Source organism: Pseudomonas sp. P867 (genome assembly GCF_019891455.1).
In the GTDB taxonomy this organism is placed as follows: Bacteria; Pseudomonadota; Gammaproteobacteria; order Pseudomonadales; family Pseudomonadaceae; genus Aquipseudomonas; species Aquipseudomonas synxantha_A.
In genome coordinates, this window is sequence record NZ_JAFLXB010000002.1 from 563635 (window position 1) to 588578 (window position 24944).

The 24944-nt window shown below is 60.6% G+C and carries 26 protein-coding genes; 15 read left to right on the forward strand and 11 right to left on the reverse strand.

Annotated features, from left to right (window positions below):
* The first annotated feature begins 2 nt into the window (after positions 1-2).
* The 4 genes from J1G33_RS06105 (at position 3) to J1G33_RS06120 (ending at position 5031) form a co-directional block, all read left to right on the forward strand.
* Positions 3-1301, forward strand: a complete 1299-nt coding sequence (locus J1G33_RS06105) for a cytochrome c (RefSeq protein ID WP_032878572.1) — start codon at positions 3-5, stop codon at positions 1299-1301.
* Between the two features lie 81 nt (positions 1302-1382).
* The gene (locus J1G33_RS06110; RefSeq protein ID WP_148854273.1) at positions 1383-2441 is read left to right on the forward strand and encodes a PA0069 family radical SAM protein; all 1059 of its coding nucleotides are present in this window, start codon (positions 1383-1385) and stop codon (positions 2439-2441) included.
* A 228-nt stretch (positions 2442-2669) separates the two neighbouring features.
* Entirely contained in the window at positions 2670-3398 is a 729-nt protein-coding gene (locus J1G33_RS06115) for a carbonic anhydrase (RefSeq protein WP_005783421.1), read from the forward strand.
* An 85-nt stretch (positions 3399-3483) separates the two neighbouring features.
* Positions 3484-5031 (forward strand): SulP family inorganic anion transporter, encoded by a 1548-nt coding sequence (locus tag J1G33_RS06120; RefSeq protein ID WP_216090519.1) that lies wholly within the window; start codon positions 3484-3486, stop codon positions 5029-5031.
* 131 nt (positions 5032-5162) lie between these two features.
* Here J1G33_RS06120 and J1G33_RS06125 read toward each other — a convergent pair whose 3' ends face one another.
* The gene (locus J1G33_RS06125; RefSeq protein WP_223017812.1) at positions 5163-5810 is read right to left on the reverse strand and encodes a hypothetical protein; all 648 of its coding nucleotides are present in this window, start codon (positions 5808-5810) and stop codon (positions 5163-5165) included.
* Positions 5811-6179: 369 nt separating this feature from the next.
* Here J1G33_RS06125 and coxB point away from each other — a divergent pair, with 369 nt between their 5' ends.
* The 4 genes from coxB (at position 6180) to J1G33_RS06145 (ending at position 10487) form a co-directional block, all read left to right on the forward strand.
* A complete protein-coding gene (gene coxB / locus J1G33_RS06130; RefSeq protein WP_005783424.1) occupies positions 6180-7307 on the forward strand; it encodes a cytochrome c oxidase subunit II in 1128 nt (375 codons plus the stop codon).
* A 58-nt stretch (positions 7308-7365) separates the two neighbouring features.
* Entirely contained in the window at positions 7366-8949 is a 1584-nt protein-coding gene (gene ctaD / locus J1G33_RS06135) for a cytochrome c oxidase subunit I (RefSeq protein WP_005783425.1), read from the forward strand.
* 63 nt (positions 8950-9012) lie between these two features.
* The gene (locus J1G33_RS06140; protein WP_078822713.1) at positions 9013-9564 is read left to right on the forward strand and encodes a cytochrome c oxidase assembly protein; all 552 of its coding nucleotides are present in this window, start codon (positions 9013-9015) and stop codon (positions 9562-9564) included.
* Between the two features lie 35 nt (positions 9565-9599).
* Entirely contained in the window at positions 9600-10487 is an 888-nt protein-coding gene (locus J1G33_RS06145) for a cytochrome c oxidase subunit 3 (protein ID WP_005783427.1), read from the forward strand.
* Between the two features lie 6 nt (positions 10488-10493).
* Here J1G33_RS06145 and J1G33_RS06150 read toward each other — a convergent pair whose 3' ends face one another.
* Positions 10494-10697 carry a twin transmembrane helix small protein gene (locus J1G33_RS06150; protein ID WP_032878566.1) on the reverse strand — a complete coding sequence of 68 codons (204 nt, stop codon included), beginning with the start codon at positions 10695-10697 and terminating at the stop codon, positions 10494-10496.
* A gap of 32 nt (positions 10698-10729) precedes the next feature.
* On the opposite strand from J1G33_RS06150, the gene J1G33_RS06155 reads away from it, so the two are divergent.
* The 5 genes from J1G33_RS06155 to J1G33_RS06175 are packed head-to-tail and all read left to right on the forward strand — an operon-like array spanning position 10730 to position 14653.
* Positions 10730-11494, forward strand: a complete 765-nt coding sequence (locus J1G33_RS06155; RefSeq protein ID WP_078822714.1) for an SURF1 family protein — start codon at positions 10730-10732, stop codon at positions 11492-11494.
* On the forward strand, positions 11460-12044 hold the full coding sequence (locus J1G33_RS06160; protein WP_005783430.1) for a hypothetical protein: 585 nt from the start codon (positions 11460-11462) through the stop codon (positions 12042-12044). The genes J1G33_RS06155 and J1G33_RS06160 overlap by 35 nt, the downstream gene beginning before the upstream one ends.
* Before the next feature lie 10 nt (positions 12045-12054).
* On the forward strand, positions 12055-13134 hold the full coding sequence (locus tag J1G33_RS06165; RefSeq protein WP_078822715.1) for a COX15/CtaA family protein: 1080 nt from the start codon (positions 12055-12057) through the stop codon (positions 13132-13134).
* Positions 13122-14021 carry a heme o synthase gene (gene cyoE, locus J1G33_RS06170; protein WP_223017813.1) on the forward strand — a complete coding sequence of 300 codons (900 nt, stop codon included), beginning with the start codon at positions 13122-13124 and terminating at the stop codon, positions 14019-14021. The genes J1G33_RS06165 and cyoE overlap by 13 nt, the downstream gene beginning before the upstream one ends.
* Positions 14018-14653, forward strand: a complete 636-nt coding sequence (locus J1G33_RS06175; protein ID WP_148854272.1) for an SCO family protein — start codon at positions 14018-14020, stop codon at positions 14651-14653. The genes cyoE and J1G33_RS06175 overlap by 4 nt, the downstream gene beginning before the upstream one ends.
* Before the next feature lie 78 nt (positions 14654-14731).
* Here J1G33_RS06175 and J1G33_RS06180 read toward each other — a convergent pair whose 3' ends face one another.
* From J1G33_RS06180 to J1G33_RS06190, 3 genes are read right to left on the reverse strand one after another with little or no spacing between them, the layout of a single operon-like run.
* Entirely contained in the window at positions 14732-15502 is a 771-nt protein-coding gene (locus tag J1G33_RS06180) for a MetQ/NlpA family ABC transporter substrate-binding protein (RefSeq protein WP_032878561.1), read from the reverse strand.
* Positions 15503-15553: 51 nt separating this feature from the next.
* Entirely contained in the window at positions 15554-16228 is a 675-nt protein-coding gene (locus J1G33_RS06185; RefSeq protein ID WP_005783435.1) for a methionine ABC transporter permease, read from the reverse strand.
* On the reverse strand, positions 16228-17235 hold the full coding sequence (locus J1G33_RS06190; RefSeq protein ID WP_103734077.1) for a methionine ABC transporter ATP-binding protein: 1008 nt from the start codon (positions 17233-17235) through the stop codon (positions 16228-16230). The genes J1G33_RS06185 and J1G33_RS06190 overlap by 1 nt, the downstream gene beginning before the upstream one ends.
* Before the next feature lie 265 nt (positions 17236-17500).
* Between J1G33_RS06190 and katE the strand changes: the two genes are divergently transcribed.
* Entirely contained in the window at positions 17501-19642 is a 2142-nt protein-coding gene (gene katE, locus J1G33_RS06195) for a catalase HPII (protein ID WP_078822718.1), read from the forward strand.
* Between the two features lie 100 nt (positions 19643-19742).
* On the opposite strand, the gene J1G33_RS06200 is transcribed toward katE, so the two are convergent.
* The 4 genes from J1G33_RS06200 to J1G33_RS06215 are packed head-to-tail and all read right to left on the reverse strand — an operon-like array spanning position 19743 to position 22545.
* A complete protein-coding gene (locus J1G33_RS06200) occupies positions 19743-20462 on the reverse strand; it encodes a PA5502 family lipoprotein (protein ID WP_032878557.1) in 720 nt (239 codons plus the stop codon).
* A gap of 37 nt (positions 20463-20499) precedes the next feature.
* Positions 20500-21288: a zinc ABC transporter permease subunit ZnuB gene (gene znuB / locus J1G33_RS06205; RefSeq protein WP_032878556.1), complete on the reverse strand. Its 789-nt coding sequence runs from the start codon at positions 21286-21288 to the stop codon at positions 20500-20502.
* Positions 21281-22051, reverse strand: a complete 771-nt coding sequence (gene znuC, locus J1G33_RS06210) for a zinc ABC transporter ATP-binding protein ZnuC (RefSeq protein WP_005783440.1) — start codon at positions 22049-22051, stop codon at positions 21281-21283. Before znuC ends, znuB begins: the two co-directional genes overlap by 8 nt.
* A complete protein-coding gene (locus J1G33_RS06215) occupies positions 22051-22545 on the reverse strand; it encodes a Fur family transcriptional regulator (RefSeq protein ID WP_177327430.1) in 495 nt (164 codons plus the stop codon). Before J1G33_RS06215 ends, znuC begins: the two co-directional genes overlap by 1 nt.
* Positions 22546-22591: 46 nt before the next feature.
* On the opposite strand from J1G33_RS06215, the gene J1G33_RS06220 reads away from it, so the two are divergent.
* On the forward strand, positions 22592-23521 hold the full coding sequence (locus J1G33_RS06220) for a zinc ABC transporter substrate-binding protein (RefSeq protein WP_223017814.1): 930 nt from the start codon (positions 22592-22594) through the stop codon (positions 23519-23521).
* Positions 23522-23633: 112 nt separating this feature from the next.
* On the opposite strand, the gene J1G33_RS06225 is transcribed toward J1G33_RS06220, so the two are convergent.
* Positions 23634-24587, reverse strand: a complete 954-nt coding sequence (locus J1G33_RS06225; RefSeq protein WP_032878553.1) for a homoserine kinase — start codon at positions 24585-24587, stop codon at positions 23634-23636.
* A 55-nt stretch (positions 24588-24642) separates the two neighbouring features.
* Positions 24643-24933 carry a DUF2782 domain-containing protein gene (locus tag J1G33_RS06230; RefSeq protein ID WP_032878552.1) on the reverse strand — a complete coding sequence of 97 codons (291 nt, stop codon included), beginning with the start codon at positions 24931-24933 and terminating at the stop codon, positions 24643-24645.
* Between the last annotated feature and the right edge of the window lie 11 nt (positions 24934-24944).

Below are 24944 nucleotides of genomic sequence, written 5' to 3' on the forward strand. Positions count from 1 at the left end.
CCATGAAAGCACTCGTTATCGCCTCCCTGGCGCTCTTCAGCAGCTGCTCGGTGAGCGCTGCGGAATCTGACTTGATCAAACAGGGTGAATACCTGGCACGTGCCGGCGACTGCGTGGCTTGCCACACCGCCAAAGGCGGCAAACCCTTCGCCGGTGGCCTGCCGATGGAAACGCCCATCGGCGTGATCTATTCCACCAACATCACCCCGGACAAGACCGGCCTGGGCGACTACAGCTTCGAAGACTTCGACAAGGCCGTGCGCCATGGCGTCGCCAAGAACGGCAGTACGCTTTACCCGGCGATGCCCTATCCGTCCTACGCGCGTGTCAGCGATAGCGATATGCAAGCGCTGTATGCGTATTTCATGAAGGGCGTCGAGCCGGTCGCCCAAGAGAACAAGGACAGCGATATCCCCTGGCCTTTGAGTATGCGTTGGCCGCTGGCCGCGTGGCGCTGGATGTTTGCGCCGGCGGTCGAGACGCAACCGTCACCAGCCGCAGCGGATCCGGTGATCAGCCGTGGCGCGTACTTGGTGGAAGGCCTGGGACACTGCGGCGCCTGCCATACGCCGCGTGCCCTGACCATGCAGGAAAAAGCCCTGAGCGCCACTGACGGCAACGACTTCCTGTCCGGCAGCGCGCCGTTGGAGGGCTGGATTGCGAAAAGCCTGCGTGGCGACCACAAGGACGGCCTCGGCAGCTGGAGCGAAGAGCAACTGGTGCAGTTTCTCAAGACCGGTCGCAGTGACCGCAGTGCGGTGTTCGGTGGTATGAGCGATGTTGTCGTCCACAGCATGCAGTACATGTCAGAAGATGACTTGACCGCTATCGCCCGTTACCTCAAGAGCCTGCCGGCGGTGGACCCTAAGGATCAGCCGCACCAGTACGACAAGCAGGTGGCCGAGGCGCTTTGGAAAGGTGATGACAGCAAGCCGGGCGCCTCGGTGTATATCGACAACTGCGCGGCCTGCCACCGCACCGATGGCCATGGCTATACGCGGGTGTTCCCGGCGCTGGCGGGTAACCCTGTAGTGCAGACGGCGGACGCCACGTCGTTGATCAACATTGTGTTGAACGGCGGTACCTTGCCGGCGACGCATACCGCGCCGTCCACCTTCACCATGCCGGCATTCGCCTGGCGGCTGTCGGACCAGGAAGTGGCCGATGTGGTCAGTTTTATCCGTGGCAGCTGGGGCAACCAAGGTGCGCCGGTAAACGCCAGCGATGTGGCAGGTCTGCGCAAAAGCGATATGCGCACCACGTCGGGCGATGATCTGGGGCAGGTGACGCAAAAGCACTGATCCCACTCTAGCCGCCCAACGGCACTGGTCAGCAACCCCGCGCCTCGATACTGTATATAAAAACAGTATCGAGGCGTTTTCATGACTACTGCGCTGCCGCCCCGGGGTCGGGGCACGGCCACCAACCTGCACAACCGGTTTGCACCTACGGTCAGCGTGGCCGAGGACGATGGCTGGTACCAGGAGGTGCCGCCCACTCAAGGCACCGAAGTGCGTATCGAAACGGCCAAGACCATCATCACCCGCAACAACTCGCCGGACTTGCCGTTCGATCGCTCGATCAACCCTTACCGCGGCTGTGAGCATGGGTGCATCTATTGTTATGCACGGCCCAGCCATGCCTATTGGGACATGTCCCCGGGGCTCGACTTCGAGACCCGGCTGATTGCCAAGAGCAATGCGGCCGATGTGCTGGAGCAGCAGCTGTCCAAGCCTGGCTATGTGTGCGCGCCGATCAACCTGGGCTCTAACACCGATCCGTACCAGCCTATCGAACGCGAATACAGGATCACGCGGCAAATCCTTGAAGTGCTGCTACGCTACCGTCACCCGGTGACGATCATCACCAAGGGCTCGCTGATCCTGCGTGATCTGGACCTGCTCACCGAGTTGGCCCGTCAGCGCCTGGTGGCGGTGATGATCAGCCTGACCAGCCTGGATGACGAGCTCAAGCGCATCCTGGAGCCACGCACGGCGGCGCCGAAGGCGCGGTTGCGGGCCATTCGGGTGATGCGCGACGCGGGTATTGCGGTGGGTGTGTTGTGCTCGCCGATGATTCCGATGATCAACGACAGTGAGCTGGAAAACCTGCTGACCGAGGCTCATGCGGCCGGTGCGCAAAGCGCGGCGTACATGATGCTGCGCCTGCCGTTGGAAGTGGCGCCGCTGTTCGAGGAGTGGCTGGCGGCACACTACCCGCAGCGTGCGGCTCATGTGATGAGCCTGGTGCGTCAGGTACGCGGGGGTGAGGTGTATGACAGCCGCTTCGGTGTGCGCATGCGGGGTGAAGGGCCCTTTGCCGATTTGCTGGCTCAACGCTTCAGCAAGGCGATCAAGCGTTTGGGGCTGAACCGACGCGAAGGATTCAACCTGGATTGCACCGCATTCTGCCCACCGGGCAGACAGATGACATTGTTGTAAACTGAAGAAGATGGCGGTGAATTTACCGTAGGAATAGTCGCCTTTTGACATCACTGAAACCCGCGATCTAGAGCGTTTCATTCAGTTTGAGTTAAGTTTCAGCGGTTACCTTGTTCAGCGAGTGACTGACGAGTCGGTGCCCTGTTCTGCGGTGGTTTTACAACTATTTCACTGCCCTGGCGTCGAACTGACCTGAACCCTCCCCTGCATTGATCAAGAGGATGAATCATGAGTGACAAGGATAAACAGCCGTTGGCTGCGTCGGCTTCAGCCCCTGTGGCGGAGTCCGCCGATGCAGCGCTGCAACACATCGTTGACGGTTTTTTGCATTTCCATCACGACGTCTTCCCTCAGCAGGAAGAACTCTTCAAGAAACTTGCCACGGCCCAGAGCCCGCGGGCAATGTTCATTACCTGCGCCGACTCGCGCATCGTGCCCGAGCTGATTACCCAAAGCTCCCCGGGCGACCTGTTCGTGACCCGTAACGTCGGTAACGTGGTGCCTCCCTACGGCCAAATGAACGGTGGTGTCTCCACGGCCATCGAGTATGCGGTGCTTGCCCTTGGTGTACAGCACATCATTGTGTGCGGGCACTCCGACTGCGGCGCGATGCGCGCGGTACTCAACCCAGACAGCCTGGAAAAGATGCCGACGGTCAAGGCATGGCTGCGTCACGCCGAGGTCGCCAAGACCATGGTCCATGACAACTGCGACTGCGCCAACGAAGGCGAGAGCATGGCGGTGCTGACCGAAGAAAACGTTATCGCCCAACTGCAACATTTGCGCACCCACCCTTCCGTGGCTTCGCGCATGGCCAATGGTCATTTGTTTATCCATGGCTGGATCTACAACATCGAGACCAGCGAAATTCGGGCCTACGATGCGGACAAAGCGGCGTTCCGACCGCTGAACGGCACCGAGCCGATCCCTTCAGCGACGCCTAAAGCGCGCTTCTAAAACACTTCCCTGCCGGGTAACGCGGTGGCTGCCATGGACGCAGCCAGGCTTTACCGCGCCCGGCGAATGCCTCGGGAGAGTCATCATGCGTGCTGCTCAATTGAAAGCTGTTTTGCCACGAGAGCTGCTCGCCTCGGTGGTTGTTTTTCTGGTTGCCTTGCCGCTGTGCATGGGCATTGCGATCGCATCCGGTATGCCGCCGGCCAAGGGGCTGATCACCGGGATCATCGGTGGCCTGGTGGTGGGCTGGTTGGCGGGGTCGCCGCTGCAAGTCAGCGGCCCGGCGGCGGGTTTGGCGGTACTGGTGTTCGAACTGGTGCGCCAACACGGCATGATGATGCTGGGGCCGATCCTGCTGCTGGCCGGCTTCCTACAACTGGTGGCCGGGCGTTTGCGCCTGGGTTGCTGGTTTCGTGTCACGGCGCCGGCGGTTGTCTACGGCATGTTGGCGGGGATCGGCGTGTTGATTGTGCTTTCGCAGATCCATGTGATGCTTGATGGGGCGCCCAAGCCATCCGGGCTGGATAACCTGGCAGGCTTCCCGGCGGCGGTGGCTGAAGCGCTTCCGACCTTGGGTGGCGGGCTCGGGTGGCAGGCCGGCCTGCTCGGTCTGTCGACCATGTTGGTCATGTACCTGTGGGACAAATTCCGCCCGCGGCAATTGCGTTTTGTGCCGGGCGCCCTGCTGGGGGTGGGGCTGGCGACCGTCACCAGCCTGGTGCTGGCCCTGCAGGTCAAGCGCGTGGAGGTCCCGGAAAATCTCGCGGATGCCATTGACTGGCTGCGCCCCAGCGATCTGCTCAACCTGGCTGACCCACAGCTGTTGATCGCAGCTTTCGCCGTAGCGTTTATCGCCAGCGCCGAAACCCTGCTGTCTGCCGCAGCGGTGGATCGTATGCACAGCGGCCAGCGTTCCGATTTCGATAAGGAATTGTCTGCCCAAGGTGTCGGCAACATGCTCTGCGGCCTGGTGGGTGCCCTGCCGATGACCGGCGTGATCGTGCGCAGCTCGGCCAACGTCCAGGCCGGGGCTACCACTCGCTTGTCGGCGATGTTCCATGGCCTGTGGTTGCTCGGCTTCGTGCTCTTGCTGTCGAGCGTGCTGCAAAGCATTCCGGTCGCGAGCCTGGCGGGTGTGCTGGTGTACACCGGGATCAAGCTGGTGGACGTCAAGGCGTTCAAGGCGCTGGGACGTTACGGGCGAATGCCGATGTTCACCTATGCGGCCACGGCACTGGCGATCATCTTCACCGACTTGCTGACCGGTGTGCTGGTGGGCTTCGGACTTACGCTGCTCAAACTGGCCTTCAAGGCTTCGCGGCTGAAAGTCAGCTTGATCGACCTGCCTCAAGAGGGGGAGATGGAGCTGCGCTTGACGGGTGCGGCGACCTTTCTGAAAGTGCCGGCGCTGACTCAGGTGCTGTCGGCGGTGCCTGCGGGGACCACGTTGCATGTGCCGCTGAGTAACTTGAGTTACATCGACCACTCTTGTCTGGAATTGCTGGAGGAGTGGGGACGGGCCAATGCGGCCAAGGGCTCGACGCTGGTGATCGAGGCACGGGGATTGAAGCGCCGGCTGGAAGGCCGAGTGCGTACGACGGTGGGGATAGGTTCGGCGCCGCCTGTTACCTGACGAAACCCGATCATAAAATGTGGGAGGGGGCTTGCTCCCGATAGCGGTGGACCAGTCAAAATCTCTTTGGCTGATACACCCCAATCGGGAGCAAGCCCCCTCCCACATTTGATCGCCGTAAAATGGCAGTTTTATGCAGGCTGATCCAGCGCCAGTTCAACCCCAAGCTGGCGCGACAGGCACGGCCAGCGCTTCCATGCCGCTTCGGTGCTCGGGCTCTTCAGGGTCTCGCGGTACGCCTCGACCGACTCCAGCGCAAAACTGTCTTCGTTGAGCATTTCATCCACTGCGTGGTGTACGGCTTCATCCAATTGGTTGGCGAATGTTTCGCCGATCAATTGATGGGCAATCACGTTGGCCACGGTGGTATCCGCCGGAATCAACGGCTGGCCGAAATGCTTGATATACAGATCGTTGACCTCCTCCACCAAGCGATGGGCCAGGTAAGCTTCGTCCAGCAGGCCGTCCAGACCTTCGTGGCCGGCCAGGATCGCGGGGGGTTGCAGGAAGAAGTGTTCGGCGATTTTCAGCACCGGCTTGATCTGGCTTTCAATTCCGGCCTCGCGGGCCACGTCATTGGCAGCGTCCAGCAAATCGGGAACCAGGTCGATGTAAGCGGTGACAAAGCGCGTCATAACGATGTTGCGATCACCGTCAGCCAGCGAAATGGCCGAGTGCAGGTGCGGCAATTGTTGTCCCAACTGAGTGGCAAGTTGGCCGGTGCTGGCTTCGTGTTGATGGGCACGGGAAATCTGCTCGCGCAATGCGGCGGTGTTCATGAAGGCTCCAGTGAAACAGGCGTAGGAAAAGGGAGAGGATAAGGTAGTTCGTTTATACGAGCGCCTAAGACGCATTTGTCATAATTATTTCATGGTTATACGCAGGCGTTATATCGAAATGCCATCGTTCGTCGGATAAACGATTCCGCCGCCCATTTTACGGGGTCCGTCTGTCTGTTTCTATTCATTTGCCCCCACACATTGCGGGGTTGCTAGGGCTGTCTATACTCGATTTTGTACGCAATTAGCTGATGACGCCCAACTGCATGGCGCAGGCAAGGCTTGGCGGTTGTAAGCAGTATGGAAGCCGCTCCCTTGGCCGCAGGTGCAAACCGGCGGGATAACAAGAAACATAAAGGGGAACCCGCAATGACGCGACATCCACACGTATGGATGGGCCTCCTGTTGTGGTCGGTATTCGGCCAGGCGCACGCCGCCTGGACAACGAATATGGCGCCAGGGGCTACTGAAGTCAGTCACGCCGTGTTTGACCTGCACATGACCATTTTCTGGATCTGTGTGGTGATCGGCATCGTCGTGTTTGGCGCGATGTTCTGGTCGATGATTTTGCACCGGCGATCCACGGGCCAGGTCGCAGCCAAGTTCCACGAGAGCACCACGGTGGAAATTCTCTGGACGGTCGTGCCCCTGCTGATCCTGGTGGCCATGGCGATTCCGGCGACCAAGACCCTGATCAACATCTACGACAGCAGTGAGTCGGATATCGATATCCAGGTCACCGGCTACCAGTGGAAGTGGCACTACAAATACCTGGGCCAGGATGTGGAGTTCTTCAGCAACCTGGCCACGCCCGCCGAGCAGATTCATAACCAGGCCACCAAGGGCGAACATTACCTGTTGGAGGTCGACCAGCCGCTGGTGCTGCCGGTGGGTGCCAAGGTGCGCTTTCTGGTGACCGCCGCCGACGTGATCCACTCCTGGTGGGTGCCGGCCTTTGCGGTCAAGCGCGATGCCATCCCGGGCTTCGTCAACGAGGCTTGGACCCGTGTCGAGAAACCCGGCATCTACCGCGGCCAGTGCGCCGAACTTTGCGGCAAAGACCACGGCTTCATGCCCATCGTGGTCGAGGTCAAGTCCCGGGCCGACTACGACACCTGGCTCGGCGAGCGCAAGGAAGAAGCGGCCAAGCTCAAGGAGCTGACCTCCAAAGAGTGGACGCTGGACGAACTGGTGGCCCGTGGCGACAAGGTCTATCACACCACCTGCGTTGCCTGTCACCAGGCTGAGGGCCAAGGTTTGCCGCCGATGTTCCCGGCGCTCAAGGGCTCGAAAATCGCCACCGGCCCCGCCGCCGATCACCTGGGCATCGTCTTCCACGGTAAGCCCGGCACCGCAATGGCAGCCTTCGGCAAACAACTCTCGGAAGTGGATATCGCCGCCGTGGTGACTTACGAGCGTAACGCCTGGGGCAATAACAAAGGCGACATGGTCACGCCCAAAGACGTGCTGGCTTTGAAACAGGCCGAAAGCAAATGACTACTTTCAACGCCAATACCCTGAATCGCCCCGCTCACTCGCTTGCAGGAGAACGGCCATGAGCACTGTGATCGACCACGGTCATGCCGACCATGCCCACGGCCCCGCCAAAGGCTTGATGCGCTGGGTGCTGACCACCAACCACAAAGACATCGGCACGATGTACCTGTGGTTTGCCTTCACCATGTTCCTGCTCGGTGGCTCGTTTGCCATGGTGATCCGCGCCGAGCTGTTTCAGCCAGGCCTGCAGATCGTGCAGCCGGCGTTCTTCAACCAGATGACCACCATGCACGGCCTGATCATGGTGTTCGGCGCGGTGATGCCGGCCTTCGTCGGGCTGGCCAACTGGATGATCCCGCTGATGATCGGCGCGCCGGACATGGCCCTGCCGCGCATGAACAATTTCAGCTTCTGGCTGCTGCCGGCGGCGTTCCTGCTGCTGGTCTCCACCTTGTTCAGCCCCGGTGGCGGGCCGAACTTCGGTTGGACTTTCTATGCGCCGCTTTCCACCACCTATGCGCCGGAAAGCGTGACGTTCTTTATCTTTGCCATCCACCTGATGGGCATCAGTTCGATCATGGGCGCGATCAACGTGGTCGCCACCATCCTCAATCTGCGCGCCCCCGGCATGACCTTGATGAAGATGCCCTTGTTCGTGTGGACCTGGCTGATTACTGCGTTCCTGCTGATCGCGGTGATGCCGGTGCTGGCGGGCTGCGTGACCATGATGCTGATGGATATCCACTTCGGTACCAGCTTCTTCAGCGCGGCCGGTGGCGGTGATCCGGTGCTGTTCCAGCATGTGTTCTGGTTCTTTGGCCATCCCGAGGTGTACATCATGATTCTGCCGGCCTTTGGCGCCGTCAGCTCGATCATCCCGACCTTCTCGCGCAAGCCGCTGTTTGGCTACACCTCGATGGTCTACGCCACGGCGAGCATCGCGTTCCTGTCGTTCATCGTCTGGGCGCACCACATGTTCGTGGTGGGCATTCCGCTGGTGGGTGAGTTGTTCTTCATGTACGCCACCCTGCTGATCGCCGTGCCCACGGGGGTGAAGGTATTCAACTGGGTCAGCACCATGTGGCAGGGCTCGCTGACGTTCGAGACGCCGATGCTGTTTGCGGTGGCCTTCGTGATCCTGTTCACCATTGGCGGCTTCTCCGGGCTGATGCTGGCGATTGCCCCAGCGGACTTCCAGTACCACGACACCTACTTTGTGGTGGCGCATTTCCATTACGTACTGGTGCCCGGCGCGATCTTCGGGATCTTCGCCTCGGCCTACTACTGGCTGCCGAAATGGACCGGCCACATGTACGACGAAACCCTGGGCAAGTTGCATTTCTGGCTGTCTTTCGTGGGCATGAACATGGCGTTCTTCCCCATGCACTTTGTAGGGCTGGCGGGTATGCCGCGGCGGGTGCCGGACTACAACCTGCAATTCGCCGACTTCAACATGGTTTCGTCCATTGGTGCCTTTATGTTCGGCGCCACACAGATCTTCTTCCTGTTCATTGTCATCAAGTGCATCCGTGGGGGTACGCCGGCACCGGCCAAGCCCTGGGATGGCGCCGAGGGCCTGGAATGGAGCGTGCCCTCGCCTGCGCCGTATCACACCTTCACCACCCCGCCGGAGGTCAAATGAATACCTCTGTGTGTTGCGAACGCGGTCCATGTGGGAGGGGCGCACCAGCCTTGGGTGGGTGTCATGTCTGACTCCGTGCCGATCAAACGCTTGGTCACCCGCCTGCTGATCCTGGTACTGGCGATGTTCGCCTTCGGCTTCGCGCTGGTGCCGATCTACGACGTGATGTGCAAGGCCTTCGGCATCAACGGCAAGACCGCCGGGCAGTACGAGGGCGAGCAAATGGTCGACCCCTCACGTCAGGTTCGGGTGCAGTTTCTGTCCACCAACGCCATCGACATGGTCTGGGAATTTCATTCCAAGGCCGATGAGATTGTGGTCAACCCGGGGGCGGTCAACGAGATGCTGTTCGTGGCCTACAACCCCACCAATAAGCCGATGACCGCCCAGGCGATCCCGAGTATTTCCCCGGCCGAAGCGGCCATGTATTTCCACAAGACCGAATGCTTTTGCTTCACCCAGCAAGTGCTTCAGCCGGGTGAGCGCATCGAGATGCCGGTGCGTTTTATCGTCGACCGCGCGATGCCCAAGGATGTGAAGCATTTGACCCTGGCGTACACGCTGTTCGATATCACTGCGCGCCAACCGCCCGTGGCCGCGAGGACCGGGGGCTAGCTACTGTTTGCCCCCTCAATCAGGAGAGCGAATACATGTCGACTCATGATACGTACTACGTACCAGCGCAAAGCAAATGGCCGATAATTGCCACGATTGGCCTGCTGGTCACCGTGTACGGCCTGGCGGTGTGGTTCAACGACTTGAAGGCTGCGCGCCCCGAATCCCACGGGCCGTGGATCTTTTTCGTCGGCGGCCTGTTGTTGGCCTACATGCTGTTTGGCTGGTTCGGTGCTGTGATCAAGGAAAGTCGCGACGGGCTGTACAGCGCGCAAATGGACCGCTCGTTTCGCTGGGGCATGACCTGGTTCATCTTTTCGGAGGTGATGTTCTTTATCGCGTTCTTCGGTGCGTTGTTTTATGTGCGGCACATGTCGGCGCCATGGCTGGCAGGTGAGGGCTCCAAAGGCGTTGCGCATATGCTGTGGCCGAACTTCGAGTTCGCCTGGCCCTTGCTCAATAACCCTGACCCCAAGCTCTATCCTGCGCCTGAAGGCACCATCAGCCCGTGGGGCCTGCCGTTGGTGAATACCATCCTGCTGGTGAGCTCCAGCGTGACCATCACCATCGCCCACCATGCCCTGCGTAAAGGCCATCGGGGTGCGCTGAAAATCTGGCTGGCGATCACAGTGCTGTTGGGCTTGGCGTTTCTCGGGTTCCAGGCCGAGGAGTACATCCACGCCTATAAAGAACTGGGCCTGACCCTGGGTTCAGGGGTATACGGCGCCACGTTCTTCATGCTGACGGGCTTTCACGGCGCCCACGTAACCATCGGCACCATCATTTTATTCGTGATGCTGATGCGCATCCTGCGTGGGCATTTCAACGCCGAGCACCAGTTCGGCTTCGAGGCGGCCAGTTGGTATTGGCACTTTGTGGACGTGGTGTGGATCGGGTTGTTTTTCTTTGTTTATGTGCTATGAGGCGGATTACCAAGGCGCATGAGAGACCAGTTGGCCGCTGAAAAAGCCCCAGGCGATCAAGCCCACGGTGATCACGGCCAGTACCACACGCACGGTCAAGGCAGTGACGAGGCGGTTGGAGTTGCCCTCGTCCTTGACCAGGAAGAACAGGCCACTGAACAGGCTCACGACAGTCGCGATCAGCATCAGGGCAATGGCTGCTTTGAGCATGGTCTGGCTCCAGGGCTACAGAGGGAGGGGCGATGAGATCCAGTATAGCCAGTGCCATGCAGCGCTTTCGTCCAGGTATCGCGCCGACGCTGGTGGTGCTGGTGTTGCTGCCGCTCATGGTGAGCCTGGGGTTCTGGCAACTGTCCCGTGGGCATGAAAAACAGCTGCTGGTGGAGCGTTATGCCGAGCGCCGCGCTGCCGAGCCGATCAGCAGTGCGCAGCTCAATGATATGGCCGACCCTGCCTTTCGCCGCGTCCATCTTCGCGGGCAATTGGACGCTGCGCACAGCATATTGCTGGATAACCGTATGCGTGACGGCAAGGCAGGTGTCGAGCTGCTGCAACCCTTTCAGGACCAGGCTAGCGGCCTGTGGCTGTTGCTTAATCGCGGCTGGTTGCCGTGGCCGGACCGGCGCACGCCGCCGGCCTTCTCCACGCCTGAACAGGCATTGAATCTTGACGCCTGGGTGTACGTCGCCCCCGGCGAGACCTTCCAACTGCATGCCGACCCTGCCAGCGCGCAATGGCCACGTTTGCTCACCGCACTGCATCCCGCCGCGCTGTGGGACGAGCTGGGGCGCAGCGGCTTTGCCTACGAACTGCGTGCCGAAGCGGGCCCGGGTACGTACGAAACCACCTGGCCTATCGTTGCCATGGGCCCGGAAAAACACTTGGCCTACGCAGTGCAGTGGTTCGCCATGGCACTGGCACTGCTGGTGCTTTACCTCTACCTCGGATGGCACAACAAAAAGGAGAAGCCCCATGGGAGCGGCCATGAATCCACCCAGCACGTCTGAAACGCCGGACCGGCGCAAAGGGCGCTGGCAGCTGATTTTGATCCTCATGATGGTGATCGGTCCGATGGCGCTGGCCACCTTCATGTACAAGTTGCAGTTCTGGGTGCCGGACAGCCGCAGCTATCACGGTGAACTGATCGGCAACGGCCAGACCCGTGCCGATATCGGCGTGCAGGCCGGCGAAGGTCGGTGGCAACTGTTGGTCACCGCACCCACCGCCTGCGCCGCCGATTGCCAACAACTGGTGTACTTGGCGCGCCAACTGCAAATCAGCCTTGGCCGTGATGCGTCCCGCGCCAACCATGCCCTGGCGGCTGCGCAACCGCTGAGCACCGACTATGAGGCCAAGCTCAAGGCTGAGTACCCGCAACTGCAGCGCTACCCGCTGGATGTGTCGACCTTTGCCAGGAACGCCGCGGCGCCCGGTGAGGCTCAACTGTGGATCGTCGACCCCCACGGCAACCTGGTGCTGCGCTACGACGCCAAGGTCAAGGGCAAGGACTTGCTCAACGACCTGCGCCTGCTGCTGAAACTGTCGAACATCGGATAGGGGCACCGTCATGGCCAAGCCTGGATTTCGCCTCGCGCTGTTTGCCACCTTATTGGCGCTGATCGTCGTGCTGCTCGGTGCCTATACCCGGCTGACCCACGCCGGGCTCGGCTGCCCGGACTGGCCCGGGTGCTACGGCTTTATCGGCGTGCCGCAAAGCGAAGCCCAGTTGGCCCACGCCGAACTGCATTTTCCGGATACGCCGGTAGAGGCCGATAAGGGCTGGGCAGAAATGACCCATCGCTACTTCGCCGGCACCCTGGGTCTGCTGATCGCGCTGCTGGCGGCGCGTGCGTGGAGCCATCGACGCGACCCGGGCCAGCCGGTGAAATTGCCATTGTTTGTATTGGTGGTGGTGTTCGCCCAGGCGGCCTTTGGCATGTGGACGGTGACCTTGAAGCTGTGGCCACAAGTCGTCACCGGGCACCTGTTGGGTGGTTTTGCGACCTTGAGCCTGTTGTTTTTGCTGACCCTGCGTTTATCCGGCGTGCTGCCGGCGCTGATCGTGCCCAGGCGCCTGCAATATTGGGCAACGGCGGGGCTGGTACTGGTAATCGGGCAGATCGCGCTGGGCGGTTGGGTCAGTTCCAACTACGCGGCCGTGGCCTGTGTCGACCTACCGACCTGTCACGGCCAATGGTGGCCGGCGGCGGATTTTGCCAATGGCTTTCACCTGACCCAGCATATCGGCCCCAATTACCTGGGCGGCCAACTTGATAGCGAGGCGCGCACGGCGATCCACCTGACCCATCGCATCGGCGCGGTACTGGTCACCTTGGTGCTATTGGGGTTGGCCTGGCAACTGCGTGCAGTGGGCATGACGCGGTTGGCGGGCTTGCTGCTGATCGCCCTGGCTGCGCAAATCTGCCTGGGTGTGAGCAATGTGGCGTTCGGCCTGCCGCTGCCGGTGGCGGTGGGTCACAACGCGGGTGGAGCGGCCTTGTTGCTGAGCCTGGTGCTGGTCAATTACCACGCCCGCACGAGCCTGGTCCGGGTTCGCGCCCCGCTGACGCTCGGTTGGCGGTTCATCCCGCGCAAACAGGTCTCAGGCCTGATCACCCTTAAAGGAGAGATGCCATGGCGACCCTGATCGGCGCAGGTCACGATCGGGCAATCTGGCGTGACTATCTGGAGCTGACCAAGCCCAAAGTGGTGGTGCTGATGCTGATCACCTCGCTGGTGGGCATGTTCCTGGCCACCCGCGCTGGCGTGCCGTGGACGGTGCTGGTGTTCGGTAACCTGGGCATTGCCCTGTGTGCAGGCGGCGCGGCGGCGGTGAACCATGTGGTTGATCGGCGGATTGATGCGCTGATGGCGCGCACCCATAAGCGGCCACTGGCTGAGGGCCGTATATCGCCCGCTGCAGCATTGGCCTTTGCGTTGTTGCTGGCGGTGGCGGGCCTGGCGCTGCTGTTGGCGTTCACCAACCCGCTGGCGGCCTGGCTGACATTGGCGTCGCTGCTCGGGTACGCGGTGATCTACACCGGTTTTCTCAAGCGGGCGACGCCGCAAAATATCGTCATCGGTGGCCTGGCCGGCGCAGCGCCGCCGCTGCTGGGTTGGGTGGCCGTCACCGGGCATGTGAGTGCCGAACCCCTGCTGTTGGTGCTGATTATCTTCGCCTGGACCCCGCCGCACTTCTGGGCGCTGGCCATTCACCGCAAAGAGGAATACGCCAAGGCCGACATCCCCATGTTGCCGGTCACCCATGGTGAGCACTACACCAAGGTGCATATCCTGCTATATACCTTCGCCTTGCTGGCGGTGAGCCTGATGCCCTATGTCATCCATATGAGTGGCGTGCTCTACCTGGCCTGTGCCCTGGTTTTTGGCGCACGCTTTCTGCAATGGGCCTGGGTGCTGTACCGTGGCACCCAGCCGCACGCGGCGATCAACACGTTCAAGTACTCTATCTGGTACTTGCTGTTGCTGTTTATCGCCCTGCTCGTAGACCACTACTTACTGTTGAACCTATGACTCGAACTCAAAAAACCGTCTTCATCCTCGTGGCCCTGGTGGCGTTGATCATGGGCCTGACCGTCAACAAAGTGCTCTCGGGCAAAGGCCAGGGCGACCCGACCGCGCTGATCGACGCGGGCATCATCCTGCTGCCGCAAAGCCGCCAGTTGCCCGCAGTGAGCATGACCAGCCAGGACGGCCAGCCGGTGCTGGCCAATGAATTGAAAGGCAAGTGGAGTCTGTTGTTCTTCGGCTACACCTTCTGCCCGGACATCTGCCCGACCACCCTCGCCCAGCTGCGCCAGATCAAGAGCGAGCTGCCTAAAGAGGCTGTGGATAAGTTGCAGGTGATTTTGGTCAGCGTCGATCCGAACCGCGATACTCCGGCCCAGCTCAAGCAGTACCTGGGTTACTTCGACCCGCAATTCCAGGGCCTGACCGGCGCGAATGTTGAGGATGTGCAGAAGGTTTCGAATGCCGTCAGCATCCCCTTCATTCCGGCAGATACCAGCAAGCCGAACTACACCGTGGACCACAGCGGCAACCTGGCGCTGATCGGCCCGGATGGTACCCAGCGTGGGTTTATCCGTGCGCCGTTGAACAACCAGAAGCTGGTAGCGCAGTTGCCAGGCTTGCTACAGCGCAAGTAGCAGGCAACACAAAGCAAATGTGGGAGGGGGCAAGCCCCCTCCCACATTTTGATCTCCGGTGTGTTGGAGATCGGGGCATCAGAACGCCGGCTTGATCGCGCCTTTGTACTTCTCTTCGATGAATTTTTTCACTTCAGGCGTGTGCAAGGCTGCAACCAGCTTCTTCACTGCGTCCGAATCCTTGTTGTCTTCGCGGGTCACCAGGATGTTCACATAAGGCGAGTCGCTGCCTTCGATGACCAGGGCGTCCTTGGATGGATCCAGCTTGGCTTCCAGGGCGTAGTTGGTGTTGATCAGCGCCAGGTCGACCTGGGTCAGCACGCGCGGCAGGGTGGCGGCTTCCAGTTCGCGGAACTTCAGGTTTTTATCGTTGCCGGTGATGTCCTTGATGGTCGACAGGATGTTGGTAGGGTCCTTCAGGGTGATCAGACCGTTCTTGGCCAGCAGCAACAGCGCACGACCGCCGTTGGTGGCGTCGTTAGGGATCACCACGTTGGCGCCGTCAGGCAGGTCGGCCAGTTTCTTGTACTTGCTGGAGTAGGCGCCCAGCGGCTCCAGGTGCACGCCGCCAACGCTCACCAGGTGAGTACCCTTGGCCTTGTTGAACTCATCCAGGTACGGCTGGTGCTGGAAGAAGTTAGCGTCCAGGCGTTTTTCAGCCACCTGCACGTTTGGCTGCACGTAATCGGTGAAAACTTTAACCTGCAAATCCACGCCTTCTTTGGCAAGGGCGGGCTTCACGAATTCGAGGATTTCCGCATGAGGCACCGGCGAGGCAGCGACCTTGATCGTCTCGGCATGGGCGGAAAACGCGGCAACGGCAGCGAAGGCAACCAGTAGTTTTTTCATCCAGCAAGCTCCTTGTTCGGGCATCTGCCGGCTGTGAGCCGGCAATGGCCGTTATTTTCGAGAAAAATGCACCACCAGCCTGTCGCCGACGGTTTGCAGAATTTGCACCAGGATCAACAGCATTACCACGGTGACTACCATCACATCGGTCTGGAAGCGCTGGTAACCAAAACGGATCGCCAGGTCACCCAGGCCACCAGCTCCGACTACACCGGCCATGGCCGTGTAGGAAACCAGTGTAATCGCCGTCACCGTAATCGCCGCAAAAATGCCGGGGCGCGCCTCGGGCAACAAGGCGTTGGTGATGATCTGGCGGGTGCTCGCACCCATGGATTGGGTGGCTTCGATGATGCCGCGGTCGACTTCGCGCAGGGCCGTTTCTACCAGCCGCGCAAAGAATGGCGTAGCACCTACGACCAGCGGCGGGATCGCGCCGGCAACGCCCAGCGATGTACCGGTGATCAGGACGGTGAACGGAATCATCACGATCAACAGGATGATGAACGGCAGCGAGCGCAGGATATTCACGATCAGCGACAGCAGCGCGTACAGGCCTTTTTGTTCGAACAGCTGGCGCGGGCTGGTCAGGAACAGCAGCACACCCAGAGGCAGGCCCAACAGCACGGTGAAGAACAGCGAGCCGAACAGCATGGTCATGGTGTCGCCGGTGGCGAGCCAGATTTCGGACCAGTCGATATTGGCAAAGAAACTCAGGAAAACGTCCATCAGCGCAGGACCTCCATGTGAACGTCGGCGGCGGTGAAGCGCGCAAACGCGGCCTCCATGTCACCGCCGGTGACGGCGAGGGTCAGTTGCCCGTAAGGGATGTCTTTGATGCGGTCGATACGACCGGCCAGGATGCTGTAGTCCACGCCTGTTTCGCGAGCGACGGTACCCAGCAATGGCGCGTAGGTCGCATCGCCCTGGAACGTCAGGCGTACGATGCGGCCCGGCACGTGGGCGAAGTCGTCGCGCTGCTCGCCTTCGTCAACCTGTTCGGCTTCCTGAACGAAACGCTTGGTGGTCGGATGCTTTGGGTGCAGGAACACATCGGCGACCGAACCTTGCTCGACGATCACGCCAGCGTCCATCACTGCAACTTGGTCACACACGCGGCGGATCACATCCATTTCATGGGTGATCAGCACGATGGTCAGGTTCAGTTCGCGGTTGATCTCGGCCAACAGTTGCAGGACTGACGCGGTGGTCTGTGGGTCGAGGGCGCTGGTGGCTTCGTCGCACAGCAGGATCTTTGGCTTGGTCGCCAGGGCGCGGGCAATACCGACGCGCTGTTTCTGACCGCCGGACAACTGCGCCGGGTACTTCCTGGCGTGGTCCGACAGGCCGACGCGAGCAAGCAGCTCAGCCACGCGCTGGTCGATCTCCTTGCGCGACAATTCACCGGCAAGCGTCAGTGGCAGAGCGACGTTGTCGGCCACGGTCTTGGACGCCAGCAGGTTGAAGTGCTGGAAGATCATCCCGACCTGCTGACGGAAGCGGCGTAGGCCGTTGGCATCCAGGGCGGTGACTTCTTCATCGTCGACCGTGATCTGCCCGCCGCTGGGTTCTTCCAGGCGGTTGATCAGGCGCAGCAGTGTGCTTTTACCCGCACCCGAGTGGCCAATCAGGCCAAACACCTGGCCATTGGCGACGCGCAGACTGGTGGGGTGCAGTGCGGGGATATCCTTACCGGCGACGCGGTAGGTTTTATGGACGTTTTGAAACTCGATCACGTAGCGAACCTTGTGGGGCGCATTGAAAAGGGATCAGCGGTTAGCCGGGCGCGCATTTTAGCCTGTCCATCTAGTGTTTCTTAGCATTTATTTCGTATCCATCCAGCGATTTGGCAATAACGAGACCAAAGGTCATAAAAAAGGAACGGCGCAAAACCCTGTCAGTCACTACTTAAGCAATTCGATCTCCCGGGTGCCGTGCCTGGGGTTTCGCTCAAACGAGCCGGGGAACGCTCTGGCCACTTTGACTAAGGAGTTTTGACTGATGAGTACCAAGAAGCCAGCCACCCCGCCCAAGAGTGAAGTCGCGGGCACTGATACCCTGGACCGAGGCAATACCAACGCCAAATTGCAGGCGTTGGAAGAATTCCGTTCCGATGCGACCGGCCAGGCCCTGCGCACCAACCAGGGCGTGAAGATTTCCGACAACCAGAACAGCCTGAAAGTCGGCGCCCGTGGCCCTTCGCTGCTGGAAGACTTCATCATGCGTGAAAAGATCACGCACTTTGACCATGAGCGTATCCCTGAGCGCATCGTGCATGCCCGTGGTACCGGCGCCCATGGTTATTTCCAGAGCTATGGTGACCATTCGGCACTGACCAAGGCCGGTTTCCTGCGCACGCCCGAGCATAAAACGCCGGTATTCGCGCGTTTTTCCACGGTGCAGGGCCCGCGCGGTTCCGGCGACACCGTGCGCGATGTGCGCGGTTTTGCCGTGAAGTTCTTCACCGACGAAGGCAACTTCGACCTGGTGGGCAACAACATGCCGGTGTTTTTCATTCAGGATGCGATCAAGTTTCCTGACTTTGTACACGCGGTAAAACCTGAGCCGCACAACGAGATACCTACCGGCGGCTCGGCACACGACACCTTCTGGGATTTCGTGTCGTTGCAGCCGGAGTCGGCGCACATGGTGATCTGGGCCATGTCTGACCGGGCGATTCCAAAAAGCCTGCGCGCCATGCAGGGTTTTGGTGTGCACACCTTCCGCTTGATCAATACCGAAGGTAAATCCAGCTTCGTGAAATTTCACTGGCGCCCAAAAGTAGGCACGTGCTCCCTGGTATGGGACGAGGCGCAAAAGCTGGCCGGTAAGGACACGGACTATCACCGCCGTGACCTGTGGGAATCGATTGAGAGCGGCGATTACCCCGAGTGGGAACTGGGTGTGCAGATCGTGGCGGAAGAAGACGAACACAAGTTCGATTTCGACTTGCTCGACCCGACCAAAATTATCCCTGAAGAGCTGGTGCCGATCACACCGCTGGGCAAGATGGTGCTCAACCGTAACCCGGATAACTTCTTCGCTGAAGTCGAGCAGGTCGCGTTTTGCCCTGGCCATATCGTGCCGGGCATCGACTTTACCAACGACCCGCTGCTGCAAGGCCGCTTGTTTTCCTACACGGATACGCAGATCAGTCGGTTGGGCGGCCCCAACTTCCATGAGATTCCGATCAACCGCCCGGTAGTGCCTTTCCATAACGGCCAGCGCGACGCTCAACATCGCACCGTGATCGATAAAGGGCGGGCCTCGTACGAGCCGAACTCGATTGATGGTGGCTGGCCGAAAGAAACGCCTGCCGGTCCTGCCGATGGAGGTTTCGAGTCCTACTACGAGCGCGTCGATGCCAATAAAGTGCGCGAGCGCAGCGAGTCGTTCGGCGACCATTTCTCCCAGGCCACGTTGTTTTACAACAGCATGAGCCACCACGAGAAAGAGCACATCATCGCGGCCTACAGCTTCGAGTTGGGCAAGGTTGAGCGCGAGTTTATCCGGGCGCGTCAAGTCAACGAGATCCTGGCCAACATTGACCTGGAACTGGCCAAACGCGTGGCGCAGAACCTGGGCTTGCCAGCGCCGACCAAGGGCACAGTGCCCGCACGTGAAACATCGCTGAAGGAATCACCGGCATTGAGCCAGGTGAATTTGCTGTCTGGCGATATCAAGACGCGCAAGGTGGCGATTCTGGCGGCTAACGGCGTTGATGGTGCGGCAATTGATGCGCTCAAGGCAGCGCTGGAGGCAGAGGGTGCCCATGCCAAGTTGCTGGGCCCGACTTCGGCGCCTGTGACCACTGCCGATGGCAAGACGCTACCCGTAGACGCTTCGATGGAAGGCATGCCGTCCATTGCCTTCGACGCGGTGTTTATCCCGGGCGGTAAGGACTCGGTGAAGGCGTTGAGCGGCGATGGCGTGGCGTTGCATTACGTACTGGAAGCGTACAAGCACCTCAAGGCGATTGCGGTGGCCAGTGATGTGAAACCGTTGCTGGACTTGCTGAAGCTGGAAGCGGATGCGGGGTTGATCGTGGGCGCTGATGCCAAGGCGTTCAAGGCGTTCTTTGCTGCGATTGCACAGCATCGGGTTTGGGAGCGGGAGCCGAAATCCAAGGCGATTCCGGCTTAAATTATCGGTTGTTTGTTAGATCGTCATCGCAGGCAAGCCAGCTCCCACACTTGAATGTGTTCACCCTTCAAATGTGGGAGCTGGCTTGCCTGCGATGCTTTTAGTCCGCCTTGCGCGGAATCAGCACAACCTGCGCCGGAATGTGTTTCAGGATCTGCCGGTGAATCTTCAGGTCATACCCCGAATCAATTCGTTTCACCCGTTTGGTCAGCAATGTGGCCAGCCACGGGTAATCCTGGGTGCGTGGCACCTGGATGCTGACATCGCACTGGTAATTCACCACGTCGGTGGCGATGGCATCCAACTGATGACGCATGTCTTCGACATCCGCGAGGTTCAGCGCCACGGTGGTGCTCGGCGCTGCGGGGTCGATGACCTTGGCCGCAGGCTTGGCTTCGGCGGCTTTCAACGCGGCTTCTGCCTGATCCAGCTCGGCCTTGCGCGCATGGCTGATAGCGCTGTTGACGCCACCGGTCAGTGCCGGGGCTTTTGGCATCAGCGCGCGGGCCCGGCTCAGTGCGGTGGCGGCGGCGTTGACATCGCCTTTTTGCAGCACGATCTGACTGCGCTGCAGGTAGGCTTCGGCCAGTTGACGCTGATAGGCCTCAAGTGCGGGATCGTTGGGGGACTGGGCCTGCAACGCCGCAAGTTGGTCTTCGGCGGTTGCCAGTTCGCTGCTGGCCAGGTTTTGCTCCAGCTGCGCGATGGCCACAGCGCGTGAGTCCGGGGCCTCGGGGGCAGCGGGCGGCGTGCTTTGACAGGCACCCAGCAGCAGGGAAAATGCGGCAAGGAGCAGATAACGGGAGGTGAACGGCTTCATTCCTGCGACTCTCTATTTGCGCAAAAAGCGAGCAAGTCTACACCCCTCGACGGGGCAGGACAAAACTCAGCAGAAACAGGGCGGCCGCCGTAACCACAATCGACGGCCCGGCTGGCGTGTCCTTGAACCAGGACAGCGCCAGGCCCCCGCACACTGCACACATTCCCAGGAGGCTGGCGCCGATTGCCATCTGCTCCGGTGAGCGGGCATGACGCTGGGCGGCGGCGGCGGGAATGATCAGCAGCGACGTGATCAACAATACGCCGACTATCTTCATCGCGACAGCGATCACCACGGCGATGAGCAACATCAGGGCCATGCGCAGCCCTGCGACGGGCAAGCCTTCCACCCGGGCGAGTTCTTCATGCACGGTGATCGCCAGCATCGGGCGCCACAGGGCCACCAACAACACCAGTACGCCAGCGCTGCCGCCGAGGATCCAGGCCAGATCAGTCGGGCTGATCGCCAGCAGGTCGCCGAACAGGTAGGCCATCAGGTCGATGCGCACTTCATGCATGAAGCTCAATACCACTAGGCCCAGGGACAGAGTGCTTGGCGCGAGGATGCCCAGCAGGGTGTCGGAGGCCAGCGGCTGGCGTTGTTGCAAGGTCACCAGCAGTACCGCCAGCAGCAGGCAGCCCACGGTTACGGCGATGGTCGGGCTCACGTCCAGCAGAAAGCCCATGGCCACGCCCAGCAACGCCGCATGGGACAAGGTGTCACCGAAATAGGCCATGCGCCGCCAGACCACAAACGAGCCCAGCGGGCCCGCCACCAGTGCCAGAGCCAAGCCTGCCAGCAGGGCGTAGAGCAGAAAATCAGCCATGCTTGCAGCTATCTCCATGAACGTGGGGAGTATCGACAACGGCACCATGCAGGTCATGGGCGTGGTCGTGATGATGGTGGTAGATCGCCAGGCTCTGGGCGTTTTTGCCGAACAGTTCCACGAACGCCGGGTCGCCACTGACCTGTTCCGGGTGGCCGGAGCAGCACACATGGCGGTTGAGGCAGACCACCTGGTCGGTGGTGCTCATCACCAGGTGCAGATCATGGGAGACCATCAGCACGCCGCAGCCATGGCGGTCGCGCAGGCGGGTGATCAGGCTGTACAACTCGGCCTGGCCGGCGACGTCGACGCCTTGTACGGGCTCATCGAGCACCAGCAACTCTGGCTCGCGCAACAAGGCGCGGGCCAGCAGCACGCGCTGCATTTCGCCGCCGGAGATGCTTTGTACCGGGCTGTCGATCACCTGCTCGGCGCCGACTTCCTTGAGCGCGGCCTGTGCACGGGCGCGGTCGACACCGGGCACCAGGCGCAGGAAGCGCAATACGGACAGCGGCAGGGTCGGGTCCACGTGCAGTTTTTGCGGCATGTAGCCCACGCGCAGTTTGGGCTTGCGCCATACACTGCCGCTGTCGGGCTTGAGCAGGCCAAGCACGGCGCGCACCAAGGTGGTCTTGCCTGCGCCATTGGGGCCGATCAACGTGACGATTTGCCCCGGCTCCACGCTCAGCGCGATGTTTTCCAGCACGTTCTGCCCGGCGAACGTGACGCCGACCTGCTCCAGACGGATCAACGCGTTGCTCATCAAGCCCCCTGGCAGCCCGCGCACAGGCCGACCACTTCAACCGTTTGCCCCTCGACCTTGAAGCCGACGTCGGCAGAGCTTTGGATAATGGCGTCACTGATGCTTTTTTGTTCAAGCTCGATGGCCGCGTGGCACTCGCGACAGATCAGGAACTGGCCCTGATGCGCGTGCTCCGGGTGGTTGCAGCCGACAAACGCGTTGAGCGAGGCGATACGGTGAACCAGGCCATTTTCCAGCAGGAAATCCAGTGCGCGGTACACGGTAGGTGGTGCAGCGCGGCGGCCGTCCTGTTCGCTGAGTACGCCAAGAATGTCGTACGCGCCCAGCGGTTTGTGGCTCTGCCACACCAACTCCAGCACCCGGCGACGCAAGGCGGTCAGGCGCAAGCCTTTTTGTGCGCACAGGGTATCGGCCTCTGACAATGCGGTGTGCACGCAGTGAGAGTGGTCGTGGGGACGGCTGGCAAGCGGTGTTTTAGGCATGAGCGGCGACAGATATTTGATAGAGACGTTATTATGTTACCCGTTCCTACGCCATTGAGTGGTCATCGTGTCCCGACTTTTTCCCGTTTTTGTCGTATTTGTCACCAGTTTGTTCGTTGCGGGTGCCGCTCAGGCCGATGTGAAGGTGCTGACCAGCATCAAGCCGTTGCAGCTGATTGCCGCGGCGGTGCAGGACGGTGTGGCGGTTCCGGAGGTATTGCTGCCGCCGGGTGCGTCGCCGCATAACTTCGCATTGCGCCCATCCGACGTACGGCGCGTGCAGTCGGTGGACCTGTTGTATTGGATCGGACCGGACATGGAAACCTTTTTGCCGCGCGTGTTGAAAGGCCGTACGACCGCTACCGTGGCCGTCCAGGACCTGCCAGGGATGAAATTACGTATTTTCGGCGAAGATAGCCATTCCCACGCCGACGATGCCGACGAGCATGACCATGATCATCGACCTGGCAGCGTCGATGCGCATTTATGGTTGTCAACGGTGAACGCGCGGGTAATCGCCACGCGCATGGCTGCGGACCTCAGTGCGGCTGATCCTGCAAACGCCGAGCGTTATCAGAGCAACGCCAAAGCTTTTGGTGAGCGCCTGGATGCGTTGGATGCGCGCTTGAAAAAGCGACTGGCGAGCGTCGATGGCAAGCCTTACTTCGTATTCCATGAGGCGTTTGACTACTTCGAAGAGGCTTACGGCCTCAAGCACACCGGCGTATTCAGCGTGGCCGCCGAAGTGCAGCCAGGTGCCCAGCATGTAGCGGCGATGCGCACGCGCTTGCAGGAGGTGGGCAAGACCTGCGTGTTCAGCGAGCCGCCGTTGCGGCCGCGATTGGCCGAGACGCTGGTTGCCGGGTTGCCGGTGAAGTTGGCGGAGCTGGATGCGTTGGGTGGCTATACCCCGGCTACCGCTCAGGGTTATGAGCAGGTCCTGGAGAAGCTAGGTAATGATTTGGCTGGCTGCCTGGAGTCGCTTTAACCATCGCCGCATAACCAATGTGGGAGCGGGCTTGCCCGCGATGGCGGCGTGTCAGTCGACACCGCTATCGCAGGCAAGCCAGCTCCCACATTTTTTTGACCGAGTAGGCCTTTTAGAGCGCGAACGGCAGGTGGACACTGACCTGCTGGCGTTGCGCCAGACGGTGCTCGAACTCAGCGGGGTCGTGAATGAGAACATCCTGGCCGGCAAACGACTCCGCGGCGATCAGTCGTGACAGCCAGAAACGCACGCACGCCACACGCAGCAGGGTCGGCCATAGCTCGGCCTCCTTCGCGGTGAACGGTCGCAGCCCCGCGTAGGCTCCCAGCAGCGCCCGCGCTCGTTGCCCATCAAGCACGCCATCGGCATCCGAACACCAGTCATTCAAGGCAATCGCCACGTCGTAGAGCATCGGCCCCGAGCAGGCGTTGTAGAAGTCGATCAAGCCCGTAAGGTGTGTGCCTTCGAACATCGCATTGTCGCGAAACAGATCGGCGTGAACGTTGGCCCGTGGCAGGCCGAGGATGTCAGCTTTGTGGGTTTCGATCTCGCTCAATGTGTCCTGCAGCAGGCGCTGCTGTGCGTCGTTGAGGTGTGAAATCAGCTGCGCGCCCTCACTGAGCATCCAGTCCAGCCCGCGGTCGGTCTTGCGCTCCAGCACTTTTTCGCCCTGAGTCGCCAAGTGCAGGTGGCCGAGCAGGTCGCCGACCTGGGCGCAATGTTGGGCGTTGGCGTCCTTGATGTGCTTGCCGGCCAGGCGCGGTTGCAGCAAGGCGGGTTTGCCCTTGAGTTCGCGCAAAGCGATACCGTCGGTGGTACGCAAGGCGTACGGCACCGGCAGGTCGGCGTCGTGGAGCACGTCGAGCAGTTCGATGAAGAACGGCATTTCTGCCACGGGGCCGCGCTCAACCAGGGTTAGGACAAACTCACCCTGCTCCAGGCTGATAAAGAAATTGGTGTTTTCGCTGCCGGCGGCAATCCCCTGGAAATCAAGCAGGCGGCCGAGCCCATAAGGGGCGAGAAAGGTTTCCAGCTCGGGCCGAGCCAGGGGGGTGAACACAGACATGGTTAAAACTGCCGTTACGGGCGCTGGCTTAGCAGCGCCGGTTAAAATTAAGAAATCATTTCCATTCGAAGATCTTCCATGACGGGATCAGCATATCCGGCTGGTCAGAGCGGATGAAGTTCGCATCGGTTCCGTCCGCGCGCACCAGGAAATACGGTGGAAAGCCTTTTTTTGTGATCTTGACTGCGTACAGGAAGCCGTTCTGGCGGTACTCCTGAATAGTCTTGTCGCCTTCCGTGCGAATGGTAACTTCCGGGTCTGCCGAAGGGGCATCGTCTGCCGCCATGGCAGCCATCGGAGCGAGTGCAATCAAACCGGTCAACAGCAGGCGATTGAATGTACGCATGATAACCTTGT

Bases quoted from the DNA above. Each gene is read 5' to 3' on its own strand.
- J1G33_RS06105 (WP_032878572.1), top strand. From the start codon at position 3: ATGAAAGCACTCGTTATCGCCTCCCTGGCGCTCTTCAGCAGCTGCTCG.
- J1G33_RS06110 (WP_148854273.1), top strand. From the start codon at position 1,383: ATGACTACTGCGCTGCCGCCCCGGGGTCGGGGCACGGCCACCAACCTG.
- J1G33_RS06115 (WP_005783421.1), top strand. From the start codon at position 2,670: ATGAGTGACAAGGATAAACAGCCGTTGGCTGCGTCGGCTTCAGCCCCT.
- J1G33_RS06120 (WP_216090519.1), top strand. From the start codon at position 3,484: ATGCGTGCTGCTCAATTGAAAGCTGTTTTGCCACGAGAGCTGCTCGCC.
- J1G33_RS06125 (WP_223017812.1), bottom strand. From the start codon at position 5,810: ATGAACACCGCCGCATTGCGCGAGCAGATTTCCCGTGCCCATCAACAC.
- coxB (WP_005783424.1), top strand. From the start codon at position 6,180: ATGACGCGACATCCACACGTATGGATGGGCCTCCTGTTGTGGTCGGTA.
- ctaD (WP_005783425.1), top strand. From the start codon at position 7,366: ATGAGCACTGTGATCGACCACGGTCATGCCGACCATGCCCACGGCCCC.
- J1G33_RS06140 (WP_078822713.1), top strand. From the start codon at position 9,013: ATGTCTGACTCCGTGCCGATCAAACGCTTGGTCACCCGCCTGCTGATC.
- J1G33_RS06145 (WP_005783427.1), top strand. From the start codon at position 9,600: ATGTCGACTCATGATACGTACTACGTACCAGCGCAAAGCAAATGGCCG.
- J1G33_RS06150 (WP_032878566.1), bottom strand. From the start codon at position 10,697: ATGCTCAAAGCAGCCATTGCCCTGATGCTGATCGCGACTGTCGTGAGC.
- J1G33_RS06155 (WP_078822714.1), top strand. From the start codon at position 10,730: ATGAGATCCAGTATAGCCAGTGCCATGCAGCGCTTTCGTCCAGGTATC.
- J1G33_RS06160 (WP_005783430.1), top strand. From the start codon at position 11,460: ATGGGAGCGGCCATGAATCCACCCAGCACGTCTGAAACGCCGGACCGG.
- J1G33_RS06165 (WP_078822715.1), top strand. From the start codon at position 12,055: ATGGCCAAGCCTGGATTTCGCCTCGCGCTGTTTGCCACCTTATTGGCG.
- cyoE (WP_223017813.1), top strand. From the start codon at position 13,122: ATGGCGACCCTGATCGGCGCAGGTCACGATCGGGCAATCTGGCGTGAC.
- J1G33_RS06175 (WP_148854272.1), top strand. From the start codon at position 14,018: ATGACTCGAACTCAAAAAACCGTCTTCATCCTCGTGGCCCTGGTGGCG.
- J1G33_RS06180 (WP_032878561.1), bottom strand. From the start codon at position 15,502: ATGAAAAAACTACTGGTTGCCTTCGCTGCCGTTGCCGCGTTTTCCGCC.
- J1G33_RS06185 (WP_005783435.1), bottom strand. From the start codon at position 16,228: ATGGACGTTTTCCTGAGTTTCTTTGCCAATATCGACTGGTCCGAAATC.
- katE (WP_078822718.1), top strand. From the start codon at position 17,501: ATGAGTACCAAGAAGCCAGCCACCCCGCCCAAGAGTGAAGTCGCGGGC.
- J1G33_RS06200 (WP_032878557.1), bottom strand. From the start codon at position 20,462: ATGAAGCCGTTCACCTCCCGTTATCTGCTCCTTGCCGCATTTTCCCTG.
- znuB (WP_032878556.1), bottom strand. From the start codon at position 21,288: ATGGCTGATTTTCTGCTCTACGCCCTGCTGGCAGGCTTGGCTCTGGCA.
- znuC (WP_005783440.1), bottom strand. From the start codon at position 22,051: ATGAGCAACGCGTTGATCCGTCTGGAGCAGGTCGGCGTCACGTTCGCC.
- J1G33_RS06225 (WP_032878553.1), bottom strand. From the start codon at position 24,587: ATGTCTGTGTTCACCCCCCTGGCTCGGCCCGAGCTGGAAACCTTTCTC.
- J1G33_RS06230 (WP_032878552.1), bottom strand. From the start codon at position 24,933: ATGCGTACATTCAATCGCCTGCTGTTGACCGGTTTGATTGCACTCGCT.